Genomic DNA, 16,477 nt, shown 5'->3' on the forward strand with positions numbered 1-16,477 from the left:
GGATCGGCGCCGGCCTTGGCGGCGAGCAGCAGGGCCTCGCCGACCGCCTCGATGGTGAGCGCGACGATGATCTGGTTGGCGACCTTGGTGGTCTGGCCGTCGCCATTGCCGCCGACCAGGGTGATGTTCTTGCCCATCAGTTCGAACAGCGGCCTGACGGTGTCGAAGGCCTTTTCCGGCCCGCCGACCATGATGGTGAGCGAGGCTGCCTTGGCGCCGACCTCGCCGCCCGACACGGGGGCGTCGAGATAGTCGCAGCCGAGTTCGTTGACGCGGCGGGCGAAATCCTTGGTGGCGACCGGGGAGATGGAGGACATGTCGACGACGATCTTGCCGGCGCTGAGCCCCTCGGCGACGCCGCCGGCGCTGAACAGGACCTTCTCCACGTCGGGGGTGTCGGGGACCATGATGAAGACGATCCCGGCCTGTTCCGCCACCTCCTTGCCGGAGCCGCAGACGACAGCGCCGCCGGCGGTCAGCGTGTCGGGCACCGGGCCGACGGTGTGGACGAACAGCGCATGGCCCGCCGCCTGAAGGTGGCCCGCCATCGGCGCCCCCATGATCCCCAATCCGATAAAGCCGATCTTGCTCATGATGTCTCCAATCCTATGTATTTGCGATTGAACGTGTTTTTCAGGTGACGATGCCCGGGTCAGGCCGCCTGGAGCAGGGCCTGCGTGTATCCCAGGCAGAAGGAGAAGAAGCGCTCGCGGTCCGGATCCACGTCGGAGAAGGGGACGTGGTCCGGACAGAGGACGCCCTTGTACCCGACCTCGCGGTAGGCACGGATGCAGGCCGCCATGTCGACCGACCCCTCGTCCGGCATCGCCTCGCGGAAGTCGAGGTAGCCGCCCCGGATGTTGCGGAAATGGACCATGAAGATGCGGTTCTGCGGTCCGAAGGTTCTGATCGCTTCGAGCACCGTCCCGGTCGGGTCCCGCGACATCTCGGCGATGGTGCCCTGGCAGAAGTTGAAGCCGAGCGACTTGCTTTCCGGTGCCAGGGCGACGAAGCGCTTGAGGCCGTCGAGCGAGCCCAGCACATGGTGCACGCCGTTCAGGCCGCCCGGCGGATAGGCCGGGTCATGCGGGTGGCAAGCGAGCCTGACGCCCGCCTTCTCGGCGGTGGGAAGCAACGCTTCGACCAGATATTCGATGGCCCGCCAGCCGTCCGCTTCGGAGATGCCGCCGGCCTGCGAGGCCATCACCTGACCGCAGGTTTCGGCCGCGCCGCCGGCACGCGCATCCTCGTCGTCCGGCAGCACGGTGCCCCAGTAGGAGAAGCGGGCGTCGTTCTCCGCCCTGTACTCGTCGGCCTTGAAGGTCGAGCAGCGCATGCCGCCGCGTCCCTCCACCTCGCCGGTGCGGGTGATGCCGACCATGGCGACGGTGTATTTCACCATGTCCACGCCGCCGTCCGCGGCGGCCTGGATGTTGCGGCGAAGCTCCTTCGCCTTGGCCGCCGCCTTTTCCGGCGCGCGCAGGCTGTCGAGCAGGATGGAGCCGACATCCAGCGCCATGCCTTCCAGACGCATGCCATGGCTTTCGATCCACTGGCGCTGCGCCGCAACCTTGCCGGCATCCCACAACCCGTCCTCGCCGATCACCGCAGTGTTGGGGCGGGTGTCGATGACGATGCCCTTGCAGCCGAGCTGGGTGGACAGGCGCAGGCGGCGGTCGGTCGGGTTGATCAGCTGTTCGCCGATATACATCGGGAAATCCTCTCGAATGCGTCTTCAGCGTGGGATGACGGAGCCGGTCACGTCCTGAGTTCCATGCGCTTGATCTCGCCGACCACGACCAGATAGCTGACCGCGGCGACCAAGGCGTTGGCGCCGACGAACAGCAGGGCGCCGTTGAACGAACCCGACGTCTGGATGATGTAGCCGATGATGATCGGCGTGCTGATCGACGAGATGTTGCCGCACATGTTGAAGACGCCGCCCGACAGGCCGGTGATCTCCTTGGGCGCGCAGTCCGACATGACGGCCCAGCCCAGCGCGCCGATGCCCTTGCCGAAGAAGGCCAGCGCCATGAAGCCGACCACGATCCACTGCACGTCGGTGTAGTTGCAGGCGATCATGCTCATCGACAGCAGCATGCCGAGCACGATCGGCGTCTTGCGCGCCGCGGTCAGCGAGAAGCCCTTGCGCAGCATGGCGTCCGACAGCACGCCGCCCAGGATACCGCCGGCAAAGCCGCAGATGGCGGGGATCGAGGCGACGAAGCCGGCGCTCAGCACCGACATGCCGCGGGCCTGCACCAGATAGACCGGGAACCAGGTGATGAAGAAATAGGTGATTGCGTTGATGCAGAACTGGCCGAGGAAGATGCCGACCATCATCCGGCTGGCGAACAGCTGGCGGATGTAATCCCACTTGGCGCCGCCAGCCGCATCGGTCTTCTTCTTCGCGGCGTCGTCCATGTTGACCAGACCGCCGCCCGCGGCGATGTAGTCGATCTCCGCCTGATTGATCTTCGGGTGGTCGATCGGGCTGTAGACGGTCTTCAGCCAGATGCCGGAGACGACCAGCCCCAGGGCGCCCATGAAGCCGAAGGCCCAGGGCCAGCCGAAGGAGTGGGTGAGCCAGCCCATCAGCGGGGCGAAGATCACCGTGGCGAAATACTGCGCCGAATTGAAGATCGCCGAGGCCGTGGCGCGCTCATGGCCGGGGAACCAGGCGGCGACCACGCGGCTGTTGCCGGGGAAGGACGGAGCCTCTGCAAGGCCGACGGCAAAGCGCAGCGCGAACAGAGCCGTCACCGCCGCGGCGCCGGTCAGGAAGCCGACGAAGCCCTGGAACAGGGTGAACACCGACCATGTGAAGATGCTCGCCGCATACACCCACTTGGAGCCGAAGCGGTCGAGCAGCCAGCCGCCCGGCAACTGGCCGATGACGTAGGACCAGCCGAAGGCGGAGAAGATGAAGCCCATCTGCGCGGCATTGATGCCGAGATCCTTCGACAGAACCGGGCCGGCGATGGCCAGAACGGCGCGGTCGGCGTAGTTGATTGCTGTCACGACGAACAGCATAACAACGATTGTCCAGCGGATACGCGTTTTTGTTGCCGCTGCCGCGCCTGCGACAGAGCTGTGATCCATTAATGTGTTGACACTCACGTGGCGCCTCCATTCCCGATGCTGCGCTGCCGCTTGTTATTTTCTAAGGCGCGCTTATCGGGACAAAGATTCTGATGTGAGCGCTCTCTTATGGTTGGAAGAGCGCTTGATGTCTCTTGTTACCGCTCACAATAGCGCTGTGACTCCTAAACTCAACATCGGGCCGACGCAAGAGCCTGCGGCGCTTTGCCACGATTTTTTCCGTTGGCCCAACCATCGAGGTAGCCGCCGGGGGATCGGCCGAGGCAGGTGCCGGCACGTCCGCCGGACGTCCTTGCGTCGAACCGTCGCAAGCCGTATCTAACTTCTACATCCTGGGGTTTACGCCGTGTCCGACACACCAGTTATTCGCCCGCGTCAGGGTGCAGCCAAGAAAGACGCCATGCCGGCGAAGACGGCCGGAAGCCGGGGCACTCGTCCGACCAGCGGCAAGGCGACGCTGGAAACCGTGGCGAAGCTGGCCGGCGTTTCCAGGATGACGGTCTCCCGCGTGATCAATCATCCCGAATCGGTGACCCCGGACCTGCGGGAGATCGTTCTCAAGGCCATTTCCGAAACCGGCTATGTTCCCAACCTGCTGGCCGGCGGGCTGGCATCGAGCCGGACCAAGCTGGTCGCCGCGGTCGTGCCGACGCTGACGCATGTGCTGTTCTCCGGAGCGATTCAGGCCTTTACCGACCGGCTGGCTTTGGACGGCTACCAGATGCTGCTGGGGCTGTCCGGCTATCCGACCGAGCGGGAGGGCGACCTGCTGCAGGCCATCCTCAGCCGCCGTCCGGACGCCCTGTATCTCACCGGCACCAGCCATTTGGCCCAGACGCGCCGGCAACTGCGCGCGGCCAACATTCCGATCGTCGAAACCTGGGATCTGTCGCACAAGGCAGTGGACATGGCCGTGGGCTTCTCCCATGAGGCGGTCGGCCGCGGAGTGGCGGAGTATTTTTATTCCAAGGGGTACCGGGAGTTCGCCGCGTTCAGCGCCGACGACGAGCGCGCCCTGCTGCGCAGCAGGGAGTACGTCGCGACCCTGGCAGCGCACGGGATCGGCGACGTCACCTGCATCACCACGCCGGCCCCCAGCACGATGGCGATGGGACGCGAGGCCTTGGGCCGACTGCTCGCCAACGGGAGTTGGCGGGGGGCCATACAATGCAGCTCCGATGCAATGGCGCATGGCGTGGTGCTCGAGGCGCAAGCCCGTGGCTTGTCGGTGCCGGGGGACATCGCCGTGATCGGCTTCGGTGATTTGGATTTCGCCGCCTACATGTCGCCTCCGTTGAGCACCGTGCGCATCGACCGCTTCGCAATCGGCCGCTTGGCCGCCGAGGCTCTGTTGACCCGCTTGGCGGGCGGTCGCGTCGCCCGGAAGGTGGTGGACGTCGGCTTTGAGATCGTCGAACGGGCGACCTCCTGACCCGGCGGACCTGCCGCGGGGGCCGGATCGATCGTCCGGCACGGGCCCCGGTGCCCGTCAGTCCCTGAACTTCCTGGCGATCGCCTCGGTGGTGCGGGCGAGCAGGCCGGTGTCGATGCCGACGGCGGTGTAGACGCAGCCGGCGGCCATGTAACGGCGTGCCAGCGTCTCGTCCGCGGTGAGGATGCCGGCCCGGCTGCCGGCGGCGACGATCCGGCCGATGGTCTTCTCGATCAGTTCGACGATCTCCGGGTTGCCCTGGTCGCCGAGATGGCCGAGATCGGACGACAGGTCGCCCGGACCGATGAACAGCCCGTCGATGCCCGGCACCGCGGCGATGGCCTCCAGATTGTCGAGGCCCTTGCGCGTCTCGATCTGCACCAGGATGCAGATCTCCTCGTGGGCGCGGCGGTGATAGTCCTTCACCCGGCCGAAGCGCGAGGCCCGGCTGGCCCCGGCGAAGCCGCGGATGCCGTCGGGGGGAAAGCGCGTGGCGGCGACCGCGGCCTCTGCCTCCTCGGCCGTCTCCATCATCGGGATCAGGAAGGACTGCACGCCGATGTCGAGATGGCGCTTGATGACGATCGGATCGTTGTCCGGAATGCGCACGACCGGATGCGTCGTGTTTTCCATCATCGCCTGCAGCTGCGCCAGGATGCCCGGCACGTCGTTGGGAGCGTGTTCGGCATCGAGCAGCAGCCAGTCGAAGCCGGAGCCTGCCAGGATCTCGGTGGCGGTCGGGCTCGCCATGCTGTTCCAGAAGCCGATCTGCTTTTGGCCGGCCTGGATGGCGCGCTTGAAGGAATTGGTGCGGAGGTCCACGGGACGGCGTGCCTTTCGATGGGGGTTGACGGGTTTGCCTGCCTATTCCGCCAGCGCTTCCGTGCGTTTGCGCAGGACGGCGGGGGACAGCATGGCGAGCAGAAGGATCGCGACGACCGCGAGCAGGACGGCGCTGATCGGGCGGGTGAGGAAGACCGACGGGTCGCCGTCGGACAGCTGCATGGCGCGGCGGAAATTCTCTTCCAACTGCGGGCCGAGCACGAGGCCGAGCAGCAGCGGCGCGGGCTCCACGCCGACCTTGATGAAGAAGTAGCCCACCACGGCGCAGCCCAGCATGAGCCAGACGTTGAAGACGCTGTTGGAAATGCCGTAGGTGCCGATGCAGCAGAACAGCACGATGGCCGGGAACAGCAGGCGGTAGGGGATCTTCAGCATCGAGACCCACAGCCCGACCAGCGGCAGGTTGATGATCAGCAGCATCAGGTTGCCGGTCCACATGCTGGCGATGACGCCCCAGACCAGGGCCGGCTGTTCGGTCATCACCTGCGGGCCGGGCTGGATGCCCTGCATCATCAAGGCACCGATCATCAGCGCCATCAGCGCGTTGGCGGGAATGCCGAGGGTCAGCAGCGGGATGAAACTGGTCTGCGCCCCGGCGTTGTTCGCCGCCTCCGGCCCGGCGACGCCTTCGATGGCGCCCTTGCCGAAACGTTGAGGATCGCGGGCGATCTTCTTCTCCAGCGCATAGGCGGTGAAAGGTGGCAGCGCCGCACCCCCGCCCGGCAGCACGCCCAGCGCCGAGCCGATGGCGGTGCCGCGCAGCATGGCGGGGAAGGCCGCCTTGAGGTCGGCGCGCGTCGGCACGAGGTCGCGCAGCTTCTGGCTGACAACCTGCCGGACCTCGTTGCGCTCCAGGTTCGCCATGATCTCAGCCAGCCCGAACATGCCCATCGCCACCGGGACGAAATCGAGTCCGTCGGACAGGGCTGGGATGCCGAAGGTCATGCGCGCGGCACCGGAATTCACGTCGATCCCGATGGTTCCCAGCAGCAGCCCGAGGAACACCATCGCCAGCGACTTCGACACCGAGCCATGCGCCAGAATGACGGCGGCAAGCAGGCCGAGAACCAGCAGGCTGAAATACTCCACCGCGGTGAATTTCAGGGCCAGCGCTGCCAGCGGCAGGCTGAGCAGCGCGATGACGACCGTCGCCACGGTGCCGGCGAAGAAGGACGACACGGCGGCGATTGCCAGCGCCGGACCCGCCCGTCCCTGCCGGGCCATCGCATGCCCGTCCAGGCAGGTGACGACCGAGGACGTCTCTCCCGGCACATTCACCAGGATGGCGGTGGTGGAGCCGCCATACTGCGCGCCGTAGAAGATGCCGGCGAGCATGATCAGCGCCGATTCCGGCGGCAGCCCGAAGGTGAAGGGCAGAAGCAGCGCCACCGTCGGGATGGGGCCGATGCCCGGCAGCACGCCGATGGCCGTGCCGATGACGACGCCGATCAGGCAATAGAGCAGGTTGTTGAATTGCAGGGCCGTGGACAGGCCGAGCAGGAGATTGTCGAACAACTCCATGGCGTGCCTACCCGAGCTAGATGGACCAGGGCCAGATGGGGACCGGCAGGGCGAGCGCCTTCACGAACAGAAGGACCGCCCCGGCGGTGACGGACAGGCCGAACAGGATGACTTCGAACAGGCGGCTTTCGCGGCTGGCGGCGGCGGCCAGCAGGACCGCCGAGAAGGAGGCCGCAACCAGACCGGCCCCCTCGATCAGGAGCGCGAAGGCGCCCACGGCGACGGCGATCCCCAGCATCGGCCGCATCTGCACCCGCTCGATGCCGGCATGTCCCCGCGCCAGCCCGCGGCCGGCGAAGAACAGGCCGAAGCCGAGCAGGATCAGCGCGATGGCGCGCGGCATGTAGCCGGGCCCCATATCAGCCGCGGAGCCGCCGGAGAGCCGAGACGTCGCGGCGAAGGCGCCTGCCGACACCGCGATCAGGAAAACGCCGAACAGAAGGTCGGGCCAGTCGAGCCGCCGCCCCTGCGGCCGGAGCTGGGACATGTCGAAATGGGGCATGGCGAATGTCCGGTGACGCTGGTCAGTTGGTCTTGATGTCGGCGGCGCGGACGATGCCGCCCCAGGACTCGATGTTGGCGGCGAGCCACGCCTTCACCTCGTCCGGCGTGCCGGGGCGCACCATGCCGCCCTGTTCCGCGACCTTCTCCTTGATCTCCGGCATCGCCAGGATCTTCTGAAGCTCGGCGTTCAGACGGGCGATCACCTCCGGTGGCGCCTTGCCGGTGGTCAGGATGGCCTGCCAAGTCCCGGCATCGGCCAGCGGGAGCTTGGCCTCCTTGAAGGTCTGCGCCTCCGGCAGGGTGGGCAGCCGGCCATCGCCGGTCACGGCGATCCCGACGAGCTGCTTGGAGGTCACGAAGGGCAGCGTCGCGGTGGCGCCGTTGATGATCACCGTGCTTTCGCCCGACACGACCGCGCGCGACGCCGCGGCGCCGCCCTTGTAGGGCACGGCCTTCCACTCGATGCCGAGATCGCGGGCCAGCGCCACCGACGTGATGTGGTTGAGCGCGCCGACGCCGGAATTGGCGACGGCCAGCTTCCCCGGATTGGCCTTGGCGTAGGCGACCAGTTCGGGAACGGTCTTGGCCGGCACGGACGGATGCACCGCCAGCACATAGGGGCCGAACATCACCATTCCGACCGGCGCCAGATCCTTCTGCACATCGTAGGACAGGTCCGGGAACAGGCTGGGGGCGACCGCCAGCGAGCCGATGTCCATCAGCAGAAGCGTGTGCCCGTCCGGCCGGGCCTTCGCCACGGCATCGGCGCCGATGTTGCCCGCGGCACCCGGCTTGTTCTCCACCACCACCGGCTGGCCGACCGCTTCGGACAGCTTGGGGCCGATGAGGCGGGCGAGAATGTCGGACGTGCCGCCGGGGGCGAAGGGGACGACGATGCGCACCGGGCGGTCGAACGATTGTGCCTGCACGAGGGTGGGAATGAGGGCGCCGCACAGCGCCAGGGCGGCGACGGCCGCCCCCAGTCGACGAAACTTCATCGGCATTTCCTCCACTTGGCGGTTTCGCGCGTGTCGTGCCTGTGATGGGCGGCACATTTTTGTTCGCAGCGTTAATGGTATGTTACACGGACTGTCGTTGCTTAATGAGTTGTTCTGCGCATCGATCGATGCCATTTTTGGATCGATGTTCGAGCTCAGCCATCTCCGATGCTTCGTCGCGGTCGCCGAGGAACTGCATTTCGGCCGCGCCGCCGCGCGCCTGAATCTCACGCAATCGCCGCTGAGCCGTCAGATACAGCTGCTGGAACATGCGCTGGATGTCCGGCTTCTCGACCGCACCAGCCGGTCCGTCACCCTGACGCGGGCGGGGCACAACTTCCTGCCGGAAGCGCGCCGGCTTCTTCGGCTGGCGGAGGGCGCCGCCCTGGCCGCCCGGCGGACGGCCATCGGCGAGGAGGGGACGGTGACGCTCGGCTTCACGGCGGCCTCCGGATATGAATTCCTGCCGCGGCTGATCCAGACGCTTCGGGAGACGGCGCCGGGCATCGACCTGGATCTGAAGGAGATGGTGTCGGCCGACCAGCTGGACTCGCTGACGGCCGGGCGGATCGACATCGGCCTGATCCGTCCGTCCTATAACCGCCGTGAATTCGATTCGCTGTGCGTGGTGCGCGAACCGCTGGTTCTGGCCGCACCGGAAGGCCATCCTCTGGCCACGCTTCCAGAGGTTTCGATCACCGACCTCGACCAGCAGCCGATGGTGGCCTATTCGCCGTACGAGGCGCGTTACTTCTACGACCTGCTCGCCACCCTCTTCACCAGCGCTGGGGTCCGCCCGCGCTATGCGCAGCACATCAGCCAGATCCACACGATCCTGGGGCTGGTGAAAGCGGGCATTGGGCTGGCGCTGGTGCCGCGCGCGGCGCTCAATCTGGGTTTCCAGGGGGTGGTGCTGCGGCCGCTTGCGGGCGGTGCGCATCCGATCGTGGAACTGCACGCGGTCTGGCGCCCGAGAAACGCCAATCCCGCGATGGCGACGGTGCAGACGGTCCTGCGCGAGATCGCCGGCGAACGCCGGACGCGCGGACAATCGCCCGTTTGCTCACCATCGGCCGCCGGATGAGGTCCCCAGTTCAAATTCCCGTCTAACCGTCCTGGCGTCCATAGCCGATCGGCGGCGGGGCCAAGTCCAGAATGCGCTGATACAGCCGCTCCGCCTCATCCTTCGGCTTGATGCCGAACAGCGGATTGTCGTTCTCGCGGAAGGCGGCGTCGATCTCTCGCCAATCCTCCTTCGTCAGGACCTGTTCGGCCAGGGGCAGAAGCTGTTCCTCCTCGGTCTGGAGATGGGTGTATTCCAGGGTGGCGTAGCGTTCGGCGGTGGCGAAGAAATCCTCCGCCGCGCCGTCGTCACCGGCCTCGAAGCAGACCAGCTGGCGCTTCAGCGTCTCGATCATCGGGTAGCCCAGCGCGTGTTCGCGCTCCAGCTTGCCGAGCAGGGCTTCGGCCTCCGGCGCGCGGCGGCGGACGGCGGCGAAGAGGAAGCGGTCCTCCTTCGGGTGGTGCCAGTGATCGGGATAGCTGACGATGTAGTCGAGGATGGCGCGCAGCAGGGGGAAGTCGGGGGATGCCCCGCCGCGGATGGCGCGGATCTGGTGGCGCAGGGCGTGCAGCACCGCGGCGATGGCGAAATGCTCGTCCTTGATGATGCGGATGGCGTCCATGCTGGGTCGGTCTCCCCCGATCTGGGTGGTGAGGATCAGGGCAGCGCGCGCGAGGCGTCGCCCAGCCGGTGGTAGGCGCGGTTGAAGTAGACGAGGCCGAGATGTTCGTCCGGGCCGGCCTCGCGCTGGCGGATGTCGACGACCTGACAATAGAAGACGCTGTGGGTGCCGACACTGTGGGTTTCGACGATACGGCAGTCGAAATTGACCAGCGCGCCGGCCAGCGCCGGGCTGCCGGTTTCCAGGCTGGTCCAGTCGGCATGGGCGAAGCGTTCGTCGGCCGACAGGCTGCGGTTGGAGAAGACCTCCGACAGCGACTGCTGCGCCCCGCACAGCGGGTTGACGCACAGCACGCCATTCTCCGTGAAAGCCCGATGCACGAAGGAGGACTGGTTCAGGCAGACCAGCAGGGTCGGCGGCTGGTCGGTCACGCTGCACACTGCCGTGGCGGTGAAGCCGGCCCGGCCGCCGGGACCGGCGGTGGTGATGATGTTCACGGCACCGGTCAGCATCGACATGCCGTTGCGGAAGCGGGAAACCTCAACCATGGCGGAAGTCCTTAAAGTCTCAGATGTCGAGGACGAGGGTGTCGGTGCGGGCGCGCGAACAGCAGAGCAGGATCTGGTCGTTGTCGGCCTTCTCCTCGTCGGTCAGGAAGACGTCGCGGTGGTCGGGCGTGCCTTCCAGCACGGTGCACAGGCAGGTGCCGCAGACGCCCTGTTCGCAGGACATCTGCACCTTGATGCCGATGCGGCCGAGCGCCTGGACGATGGTCTCGTCCTCCGCCACACGCACGGACTTGCCGCTGCGCTTCGCCACCACCTCGAAGGCGCCGCCGCCGGTGGCGACCTCCGCCTGGAAGTACTCTCGGTGGATGCGGTCGGCGGGCAGGCCGAGGCGCATCGCCTCGCCGATCACCCAGTCCATGAAGCCGGTCGGGCCGCAGACATAGAGGTGCGTGCCGGCGGGCGCGCTGCCGAGCAGGGCGGGCAGGTCGAGGTGCTGGCCGGCCGGGCCGTCGTCCAGATGCAGCGCGCTGCGGTCGCGGAACGCGGCCTCGGCCAACTCGCCCAGGAAGGCGCAGGCATCGCGGCTGCGGCCGCAGTAATGCAGCTCGAAACTGCCGCCCGCCGCCGCCAGGGCGTGGGCCATGGCGATCATCGGGGTAATGCCGATGCCGCCGCCGATCAGGATGGAATGGGAGGCATCGGCCACCAGCGGGAACAGGTTGCGCGGCAGGCCGACCGCGACCTCCGTCCCCTCCTGCAACCGGTCATGCGCCACGACCGAGCCGCCGCGGGAGGCGGGATCGCGCAGGATGCCCAGCCGGTAGCGGTTGCGGTCGGCCGGGTCGCCGCACAGCGAATATTGCCGGACCAGCCCCGGCGCCAGATGCAGGTCGACATGCGCACCGGCCTCGAAGGGCGGCAGCGCCCGGCCGGTCCTGTCGATGAGGTCGAGCAGCAGAACCCCATTCCCTTCGACCCTGCGGCGGGCCACCGTCAGCGTCAGCGTGTCTTGCGTCGTCATGACCGTCTTTCCTCAGCGCATGAAGATGCCGCCGTTGATGTCCCAGGCCGCACCGGTGGTGAAATCCGCATCCGGCGAGGCCAGTTCCACCGCCATCCGGGCGACGAAGGCGGGGTTGCCCAGCCGCTTCACCGGGATCATGCCGATCAGCGTTTCCAGCCGTTCCGGCGGGACCGACACGCGGACGGAGGGAAGCTCCATCGGGCCGGGGGCGATGGCGTTGACGGTGACGTTGGAGGCAGCCAGTTCGCGGGCGAAGATCTTGGTCAGCGTCAGGATGCCGGCCTTGGATGACGCGTAATGCGCGCCCGACGCCGTGCCGCCATTCTGCCCGGCGAGCGAGGCGATGTTGACGATGCGGCCATAGCCGGCCTTCGCCAGATGCGCACCGAACACCTGACAGCCGAGGAAGGTGCCGCGCAGGTTGACGGTCAGCACCGCGTCGAATTCCTCCGGCGTGATCTGCATGACCGGGGTCATCGGCGTCATCGCCGCGTTGTTGACCGCCACATGCAGCGCCCCCCAGCGGGCCAGCACGGCGTCGAGCGCCGTAGCGAAATCCGCCTTGCGGGTGACGTCGAGCACCAGCGGCAGCACCGCCTTGCCCAACGGATCCAGGCTTGCCGCCGCATCATTCACCGCGTCCTCGGCAACGTCGGTCAGGGCGACGCGGTAGCCGGCGGCGAGGAACTGTTCGGCGATGACCCGGCCCAATCCCTGGGCCGCGCCGGTGACGAGAGCGACCTGTGCCATCCCGTGGGCTCCTTGTCAGAGGATGTAGCCGATGCTGTGCAGCGCGTCGGTGGAGTTCACCAGCCGGACGATCTTGCTCTTCAGCCGGAAGCCGTCGCCGCTGCGGGCCAGCTCGTAGGTGACGTCGGCGGTGTAGTCGCGCAGCGTCTCCTTGCGGAACTCGCGCAGATGCTGGGCGGCGCGCACGGTGATCGCGGCGCCGTCGTCGGCCAGGATACGGAAGCGCGACAGAGAGCGAACGGTGCGGGACGCCGGCTGCGTCGAGACGGACTCGCCGCTGGTCAGGCGGGCGACGCGCTTGGCCCGCATGTCGGCGTCGTCATAGGCGTAGTTCAGCCGGTCGGCGAGGTCCGTTGCCTCCGGGTCGATCGGCACGATGTAGAGGCCGTCGGCGGTCCATTGCGCCAGCCAGTCCTGATAGTCGCGGTGGTCGAGCATGTCGGCCTCCTGCCAGAGGAAGGCGCTGACCTCGGTGAGGAGTTGGGTGTTCATGGGGGTGTCTCCGGGGGGTGTCGGGGGGTGGCGAAGTTTTGCCCCCACCCCGACCCTCCCCCGCTGGGCGGGGGAGGGAGTAGGTGCTGATGATGGAGAGTGGCGGCGGTTCCCTCCCCTGCGAAGCGGGGGAGGGTTAGGGTGGGGGCATCACCCCCGCCCCCCCTTCACGCCGTCATCAGCTTCTTCCACTGCTGATAGGCCGCGCGCATGCCGGTCTCGGCGCTAACGTCGCCGGCGCGGCCGTCCTCGGTGATGCGCTCGCCGGGCAGGCCGCGGTTCAGCAGGATCCACAGGTCGGTGCCGGCCTGGGCGCCCTTCTGCACGCGCTCCCAGGCTTCGGAGTCATCGGGCGTGCCGAAGCCCATCGGGCCCTGGAAGTGCTCGTGCAGGCGCAGGCGGGCGCGGTTGGCGGCGGCGGGACCGCCGTCCATGGTGATGACGGCATGGTGGATCTCCGTCTCGTTCACCGACACCGGGCGAAGCACGCGGAAGAAGGCCATCGAACAGGCGATGTTGGGGAACAGGTTTAGGTTGAAGCCCGACCCGCCGACGGCGCGGACGATGCGGCGCACCTTGGCCTCGTCATGCCCCTCCTTGCGCAGTTCCCCGGCCAGTTCCTCGAAGCGGGCGGGGATGGGGGCGTCGAGGTTATCCTCCAGATCCACCAGCTCGGGGATCATCACCATGACGCTGTGGCCGTTGCCGAGATCCTCGACGAAGCCGGGGCCGTTGACGAAGTCCAGCATGCGTTCGGTCTGCTCGTCGACCGAGGACAGGAACGATTTGTGGACGACCGGGAAGTGATAGCCGTCGGTGGTGTTCTCCAGTTGGATCTTCCAGTTGCCGGGGAAGCGGAAGCGGTGTTCGCCGGCCACCTTGATCGGATAGCCGCCGCCCTGCTTCATGAACAGGTCCATCCACTTCTTCGCAGGTCCGAGCCAGTCGGCCAAAGGCTCGATGTCCTCGCGGAAGGTCGCGAAGACCATGCCGGCATATTCCTCGACCCGCAGGCTCTTCAGCGGATATTCGCCCTTGTCGAGGCACTGGCCATAGCTTTCCGGATGCGGCACGCCGCGCAGACTGCCGTCCAGGCCGTAGCTCCAGCCGTGGTAGGGGCAGACGAAGCTGTTGGTCCGGCCCTTCTTCTCCTCGCAGACCGTGGCGGCGCGGTGGCGGCAGCGGTTCAGCAGGACATGGATCTTCTGCTTGCGGTCGCGCACCACCACCACCGGCTGGCGGCCGACATAGGTGGACTTGTAGTCGCCCGCCTCCTTGACCTCGCTGACATGGGCGACCCAGACCCAGCAGTTGGCGAAGATGCGGTCCATCTCCTGCTCGAAGATCGCCGGGTCGGTGTAGAGGGAGGTGTGGGCGCGGTCGGCGCGGACGAGGTCGGCAAGGTCGCGCGACGCTGCCGTAGGGGAGGCGGGCGGAGCTTTGAGGTCAATGGCCATCGCTATGGTCTTTCCGTCTTGGGGGCGGAGAGGAAGGGGGATCACTCCGGGACCGGAACCGGGTCGGGGCGGTTCCAGCCGTCGACCGGGCGGCTGAACAGGTTTTCGGTGCGGAAATGGCTCATGCGCCAGGCACTCTCCTCCAGGCGGAAATCCACCGTCAGCCGGGCTGCGTTCAGGTGCGATCCGCCGGCGGCGAAGGTGGAGGTCTGCAGCATGATCCAACTGCCCGCCGCCGTTTCCGGACCGGTGGTCCGGATCAGCTCGGAGGTCAGGAAATGGACGTTCAGCGCGAAGTGGGAGGGTTCGACCATGTATTTGGCGAACATCTCCCGCAGGGCCGCGCGGCCGGTGATCCGGCCGAAGGTCTTCGCGTATTTTTCGCCGATGCCCTCCCACACCGCGTCGCGCGTGAACAGGCCGGCAAGCTCGTCCAGCGGCGTCGCTGGGGTCAGCGCGTCGCACAGCGCCATGTAGCGGACCATGCACGCGCGGACGGCGGCCTCCGCCTCGAAGCGGGCGAGGCGTGAAGCCAGTTCACCGGGATCGGCAGGGAGGGCGGCGGTCATTGCGGGATCACCAGCTCGCGGCCGACGCGGGCCTCGACGCGGCAGTATTTCCACAGCTTGAAGGTTCCGTCGCCCACGGGTGTGACGCGGAACAGGTTGCAGGCGGCGGTCACCGTCTCGATGTCCGGCACGTCGGCCAGCACATAGGTGGTCCAGGGCCAGTTGGTGGAGGGGCCGACCATGATCTGGTCGTCGTCCAGGTTGCCCAGAACCGTCACGCCCGGCAGTTCGCCGATGCCGCGCATCATGGTGGAGAAGGCGCCCCAGACCTGCTTGGCCTCTTCCGCCGTCGCGTCGAAGAAGTTCTGGTTGACGCCGATGCAGAACAGGACGCGCAGGGGCTTCTTGTCGTTCATGGAAGGTCTCCGGGGTGGGGGTCAGAGATAGCCGGGCAGGGGGGACAGGCCGAACAGCATGGCGCCGGCGTTCTGGTAGGTGACGTCGCCGAGGAAGGCGTGCTGGGTGATCATCTGCACATCGCGGACCTGCCGCGCGATCGGGCAACGCTCGTAGACGCCGGCCATGCCGGTCAGCATCTGCGCCCGGCGCGTCACGTCGGCGGCGGTGCGGGTGGCATGGGTGGCTGACAGGCGCAGCATGCTGACCTGATCCGGCGCCGGATCGTCGCCGGCCAGCAGGCACTGCCAGACATCGTCGATGGCGCCGTAGAACCAAGAACGGGCGGCGCGCAGCTCGGCCTCCAGCTTCGCGGTTTCCAGTTGGGAGGCGACGCGCTCGCCCAGCTTCGGCGCGCCGGTGACTGACGCGCGGGAACCCATCGAACGCAGTTCGTCCAAGGCCGCGCGGGCGATGCCGAGGGAGACGACTGACAGCACCTGCGCCGCGAAGGCCAGCGTGGGATAGCGGTAGAGCGGCTCGTCGAGCGCCGACTTGCCGCCGCGCACGAAGGTCCATTCCTCCGGCACCACCACGTCGTCGACCACGAGGTCGTGGCTTCCGGTGCCGAGCAGTCCGACGACGTCCCAGTTGCGTTCGATCTTGACCGCACTGCGCGGCATCACCGCCATGCGCGGCAGGGCGCCGGTGCCGTCGCTGTTCTTCGGCGCGATGCCGACACCGACGACGTCGGCGCCCATGCAGCCGCTGGCCCAGCTCCAGCGGCCCTTCACCCTCAGGCCTCCATCGACGAAGACGGCCGGCTGCGGCGGGAAGATGCCGCCGGCGAAGACGAGGTCGGGGCCGCGGGCATAGAGGCTGCGCAGCGTGTCGAGCGGCAGCGCCGACAGATAGACCGCCCCGATGCCGAAGCTGGCGACCCAGCCGGCGGACCCGTCCGCCTCGGCGATGCGCTCCACCAGCCGGCAGAACTCGGCCGGGGAGCGTTCGTCGCCGCCGAAGCGCCGGGCGACCAGGGCACGGTAGACGCCGAGCGCCCGGTAGCGCTCGACGATGTCCTGGGAGATGAACTGCTGCTGTTCGAATTCGGCGCGTCGGCCGCGGATCTCGGTCAGAAGCTCCGCAAGCAGAGCGTCGTCGAAGCTCCGGCCGCCGTCCTGTGTCTGCGCGGGCAGAGTCACCAACATCGGGATCTCCATGGCGGGTGATGGAGGGAAGGCGCGCGTCCGAATTC

Annotated in this window: 18 protein-coding genes; 2 read left to right on the plus strand and 16 right to left on the minus strand. The window is 67.5% G+C overall.

Going from position 1 to position 16,477, the window contains the following annotated elements; genetic code table 11:
- The 3 genes from J2Y49_RS17405 to J2Y49_RS17415 all read right to left on the minus strand — a co-directional run.
- Positions 1-593, minus strand: a 593-nt coding sequence (locus J2Y49_RS17405) for an NAD(P)-binding domain-containing protein (RefSeq protein ID WP_310116118.1), incomplete at its 3' end; no start/stop codon positions are given.
- A 59-nt stretch (positions 594-652) separates the two neighbouring features.
- Positions 653-1,711 (minus strand): mannonate dehydratase, encoded by a 1,059-nt coding sequence (locus J2Y49_RS17410; RefSeq protein ID WP_310116119.1) that lies wholly within the window; start codon positions 1,709-1,711, stop codon positions 653-655.
- Positions 1,712-1,758: 47 nt separating this feature from the next.
- A complete protein-coding gene (locus tag J2Y49_RS17415; protein ID WP_310116120.1) occupies positions 1,759-3,033 on the minus strand; it encodes an MFS transporter in 1,275 nt (424 codons plus the stop codon).
- Between the two features lie 469 nt (positions 3,034-3,502).
- Between J2Y49_RS17415 and J2Y49_RS17420 the strand changes: the two genes are divergently transcribed.
- Entirely contained in the window at positions 3,503-4,534 is a 1,032-nt protein-coding gene (locus J2Y49_RS17420) for a LacI family DNA-binding transcriptional regulator (RefSeq protein ID WP_310116121.1), read from the plus strand.
- 57 nt (positions 4,535-4,591) lie between these two features.
- Here J2Y49_RS17420 and J2Y49_RS17425 read toward each other — a convergent pair whose 3' ends face one another.
- From J2Y49_RS17425 to J2Y49_RS17440, 4 genes are read right to left on the minus strand one after another with little or no spacing between them, the layout of a single operon-like run.
- The gene (locus J2Y49_RS17425) at positions 4,592-5,356 is read right to left on the minus strand and encodes an aldolase/citrate lyase family protein (protein WP_310116122.1); all 765 of its coding nucleotides are present in this window, start codon (positions 5,354-5,356) and stop codon (positions 4,592-4,594) included.
- Positions 5,357-5,398: 42 nt separating this feature from the next.
- On the minus strand, positions 5,399-6,898 hold the full coding sequence (locus J2Y49_RS17430; protein WP_310116123.1) for a tripartite tricarboxylate transporter permease: 1,500 nt from the start codon (positions 6,896-6,898) through the stop codon (positions 5,399-5,401).
- A gap of 16 nt (positions 6,899-6,914) precedes the next feature.
- Positions 6,915-7,400 carry a tripartite tricarboxylate transporter TctB family protein gene (locus J2Y49_RS17435; protein WP_310116124.1) on the minus strand — a complete coding sequence of 162 codons (486 nt, stop codon included), beginning with the start codon at positions 7,398-7,400 and terminating at the stop codon, positions 6,915-6,917.
- Between the two features lie 22 nt (positions 7,401-7,422).
- Positions 7,423-8,400 carry a tripartite tricarboxylate transporter substrate-binding protein gene (locus J2Y49_RS17440; protein ID WP_310116125.1) on the minus strand — a complete coding sequence of 326 codons (978 nt, stop codon included), beginning with the start codon at positions 8,398-8,400 and terminating at the stop codon, positions 7,423-7,425.
- Between the two features lie 79 nt (positions 8,401-8,479).
- Here J2Y49_RS17440 and J2Y49_RS17445 point away from each other — a divergent pair, with 79 nt between their 5' ends.
- Complete coding sequence (locus J2Y49_RS17445) at positions 8,480-9,484, plus strand: LysR substrate-binding domain-containing protein (RefSeq protein ID WP_310116126.1); 1,005 nt, start codon at positions 8,480-8,482, stop codon at positions 9,482-9,484.
- A 22-nt stretch (positions 9,485-9,506) separates the two neighbouring features.
- Here J2Y49_RS17445 and J2Y49_RS17450 read toward each other — a convergent pair whose 3' ends face one another.
- From J2Y49_RS17450 to J2Y49_RS17490, 9 genes are all read right to left on the minus strand, one after another.
- Entirely contained in the window at positions 9,507-10,085 is a 579-nt protein-coding gene (locus tag J2Y49_RS17450; protein ID WP_310116127.1) for a hemerythrin domain-containing protein, read from the minus strand.
- Positions 10,086-10,120: 35 nt separating this feature from the next.
- A complete protein-coding gene (locus J2Y49_RS17455; protein ID WP_310116128.1) occupies positions 10,121-10,633 on the minus strand; it encodes a flavin reductase in 513 nt (170 codons plus the stop codon).
- A gap of 19 nt (positions 10,634-10,652) precedes the next feature.
- On the minus strand, positions 10,653-11,615 hold the full coding sequence (locus J2Y49_RS17460; RefSeq protein WP_310116129.1) for a PDR/VanB family oxidoreductase: 963 nt from the start codon (positions 11,613-11,615) through the stop codon (positions 10,653-10,655).
- Between the two features lie 12 nt (positions 11,616-11,627).
- Positions 11,628-12,368 (minus strand): SDR family NAD(P)-dependent oxidoreductase, encoded by a 741-nt coding sequence (locus J2Y49_RS17465; protein ID WP_310116130.1) that lies wholly within the window; start codon positions 12,366-12,368, stop codon positions 11,628-11,630.
- 15 nt (positions 12,369-12,383) lie between these two features.
- Positions 12,384-12,860 (minus strand): aromatic-ring-hydroxylating dioxygenase subunit beta, encoded by a 477-nt coding sequence (locus J2Y49_RS17470; RefSeq protein WP_310116131.1) that lies wholly within the window; start codon positions 12,858-12,860, stop codon positions 12,384-12,386.
- A gap of 167 nt (positions 12,861-13,027) precedes the next feature.
- Positions 13,028-14,317 carry a Rieske 2Fe-2S domain-containing protein gene (locus J2Y49_RS17475; protein ID WP_310116132.1) on the minus strand — a complete coding sequence of 430 codons (1,290 nt, stop codon included), beginning with the start codon at positions 14,315-14,317 and terminating at the stop codon, positions 13,028-13,030.
- Between the two features lie 41 nt (positions 14,318-14,358).
- Positions 14,359-14,886 carry a nuclear transport factor 2 family protein gene (locus J2Y49_RS17480; RefSeq protein ID WP_310116133.1) on the minus strand — a complete coding sequence of 176 codons (528 nt, stop codon included), beginning with the start codon at positions 14,884-14,886 and terminating at the stop codon, positions 14,359-14,361.
- The gene (locus J2Y49_RS17485) at positions 14,883-15,242 is read right to left on the minus strand and encodes a hypothetical protein (protein ID WP_310116134.1); all 360 of its coding nucleotides are present in this window, start codon (positions 15,240-15,242) and stop codon (positions 14,883-14,885) included. Before J2Y49_RS17485 ends, J2Y49_RS17480 begins: the two co-directional genes overlap by 4 nt.
- A gap of 21 nt (positions 15,243-15,263) precedes the next feature.
- Positions 15,264-16,430 (minus strand): acyl-CoA dehydrogenase family protein, encoded by a 1,167-nt coding sequence (locus J2Y49_RS17490; protein WP_310116135.1) that lies wholly within the window; start codon positions 16,428-16,430, stop codon positions 15,264-15,266.
- Positions 16,431-16,477: the final 47 nt, after the last annotated feature.

This window comes from Azospirillum sp. BE72 (assembly GCF_031455875.1).
Taxonomy (GTDB): Bacteria; Pseudomonadota; Alphaproteobacteria; order Azospirillales; family Azospirillaceae; genus Azospirillum.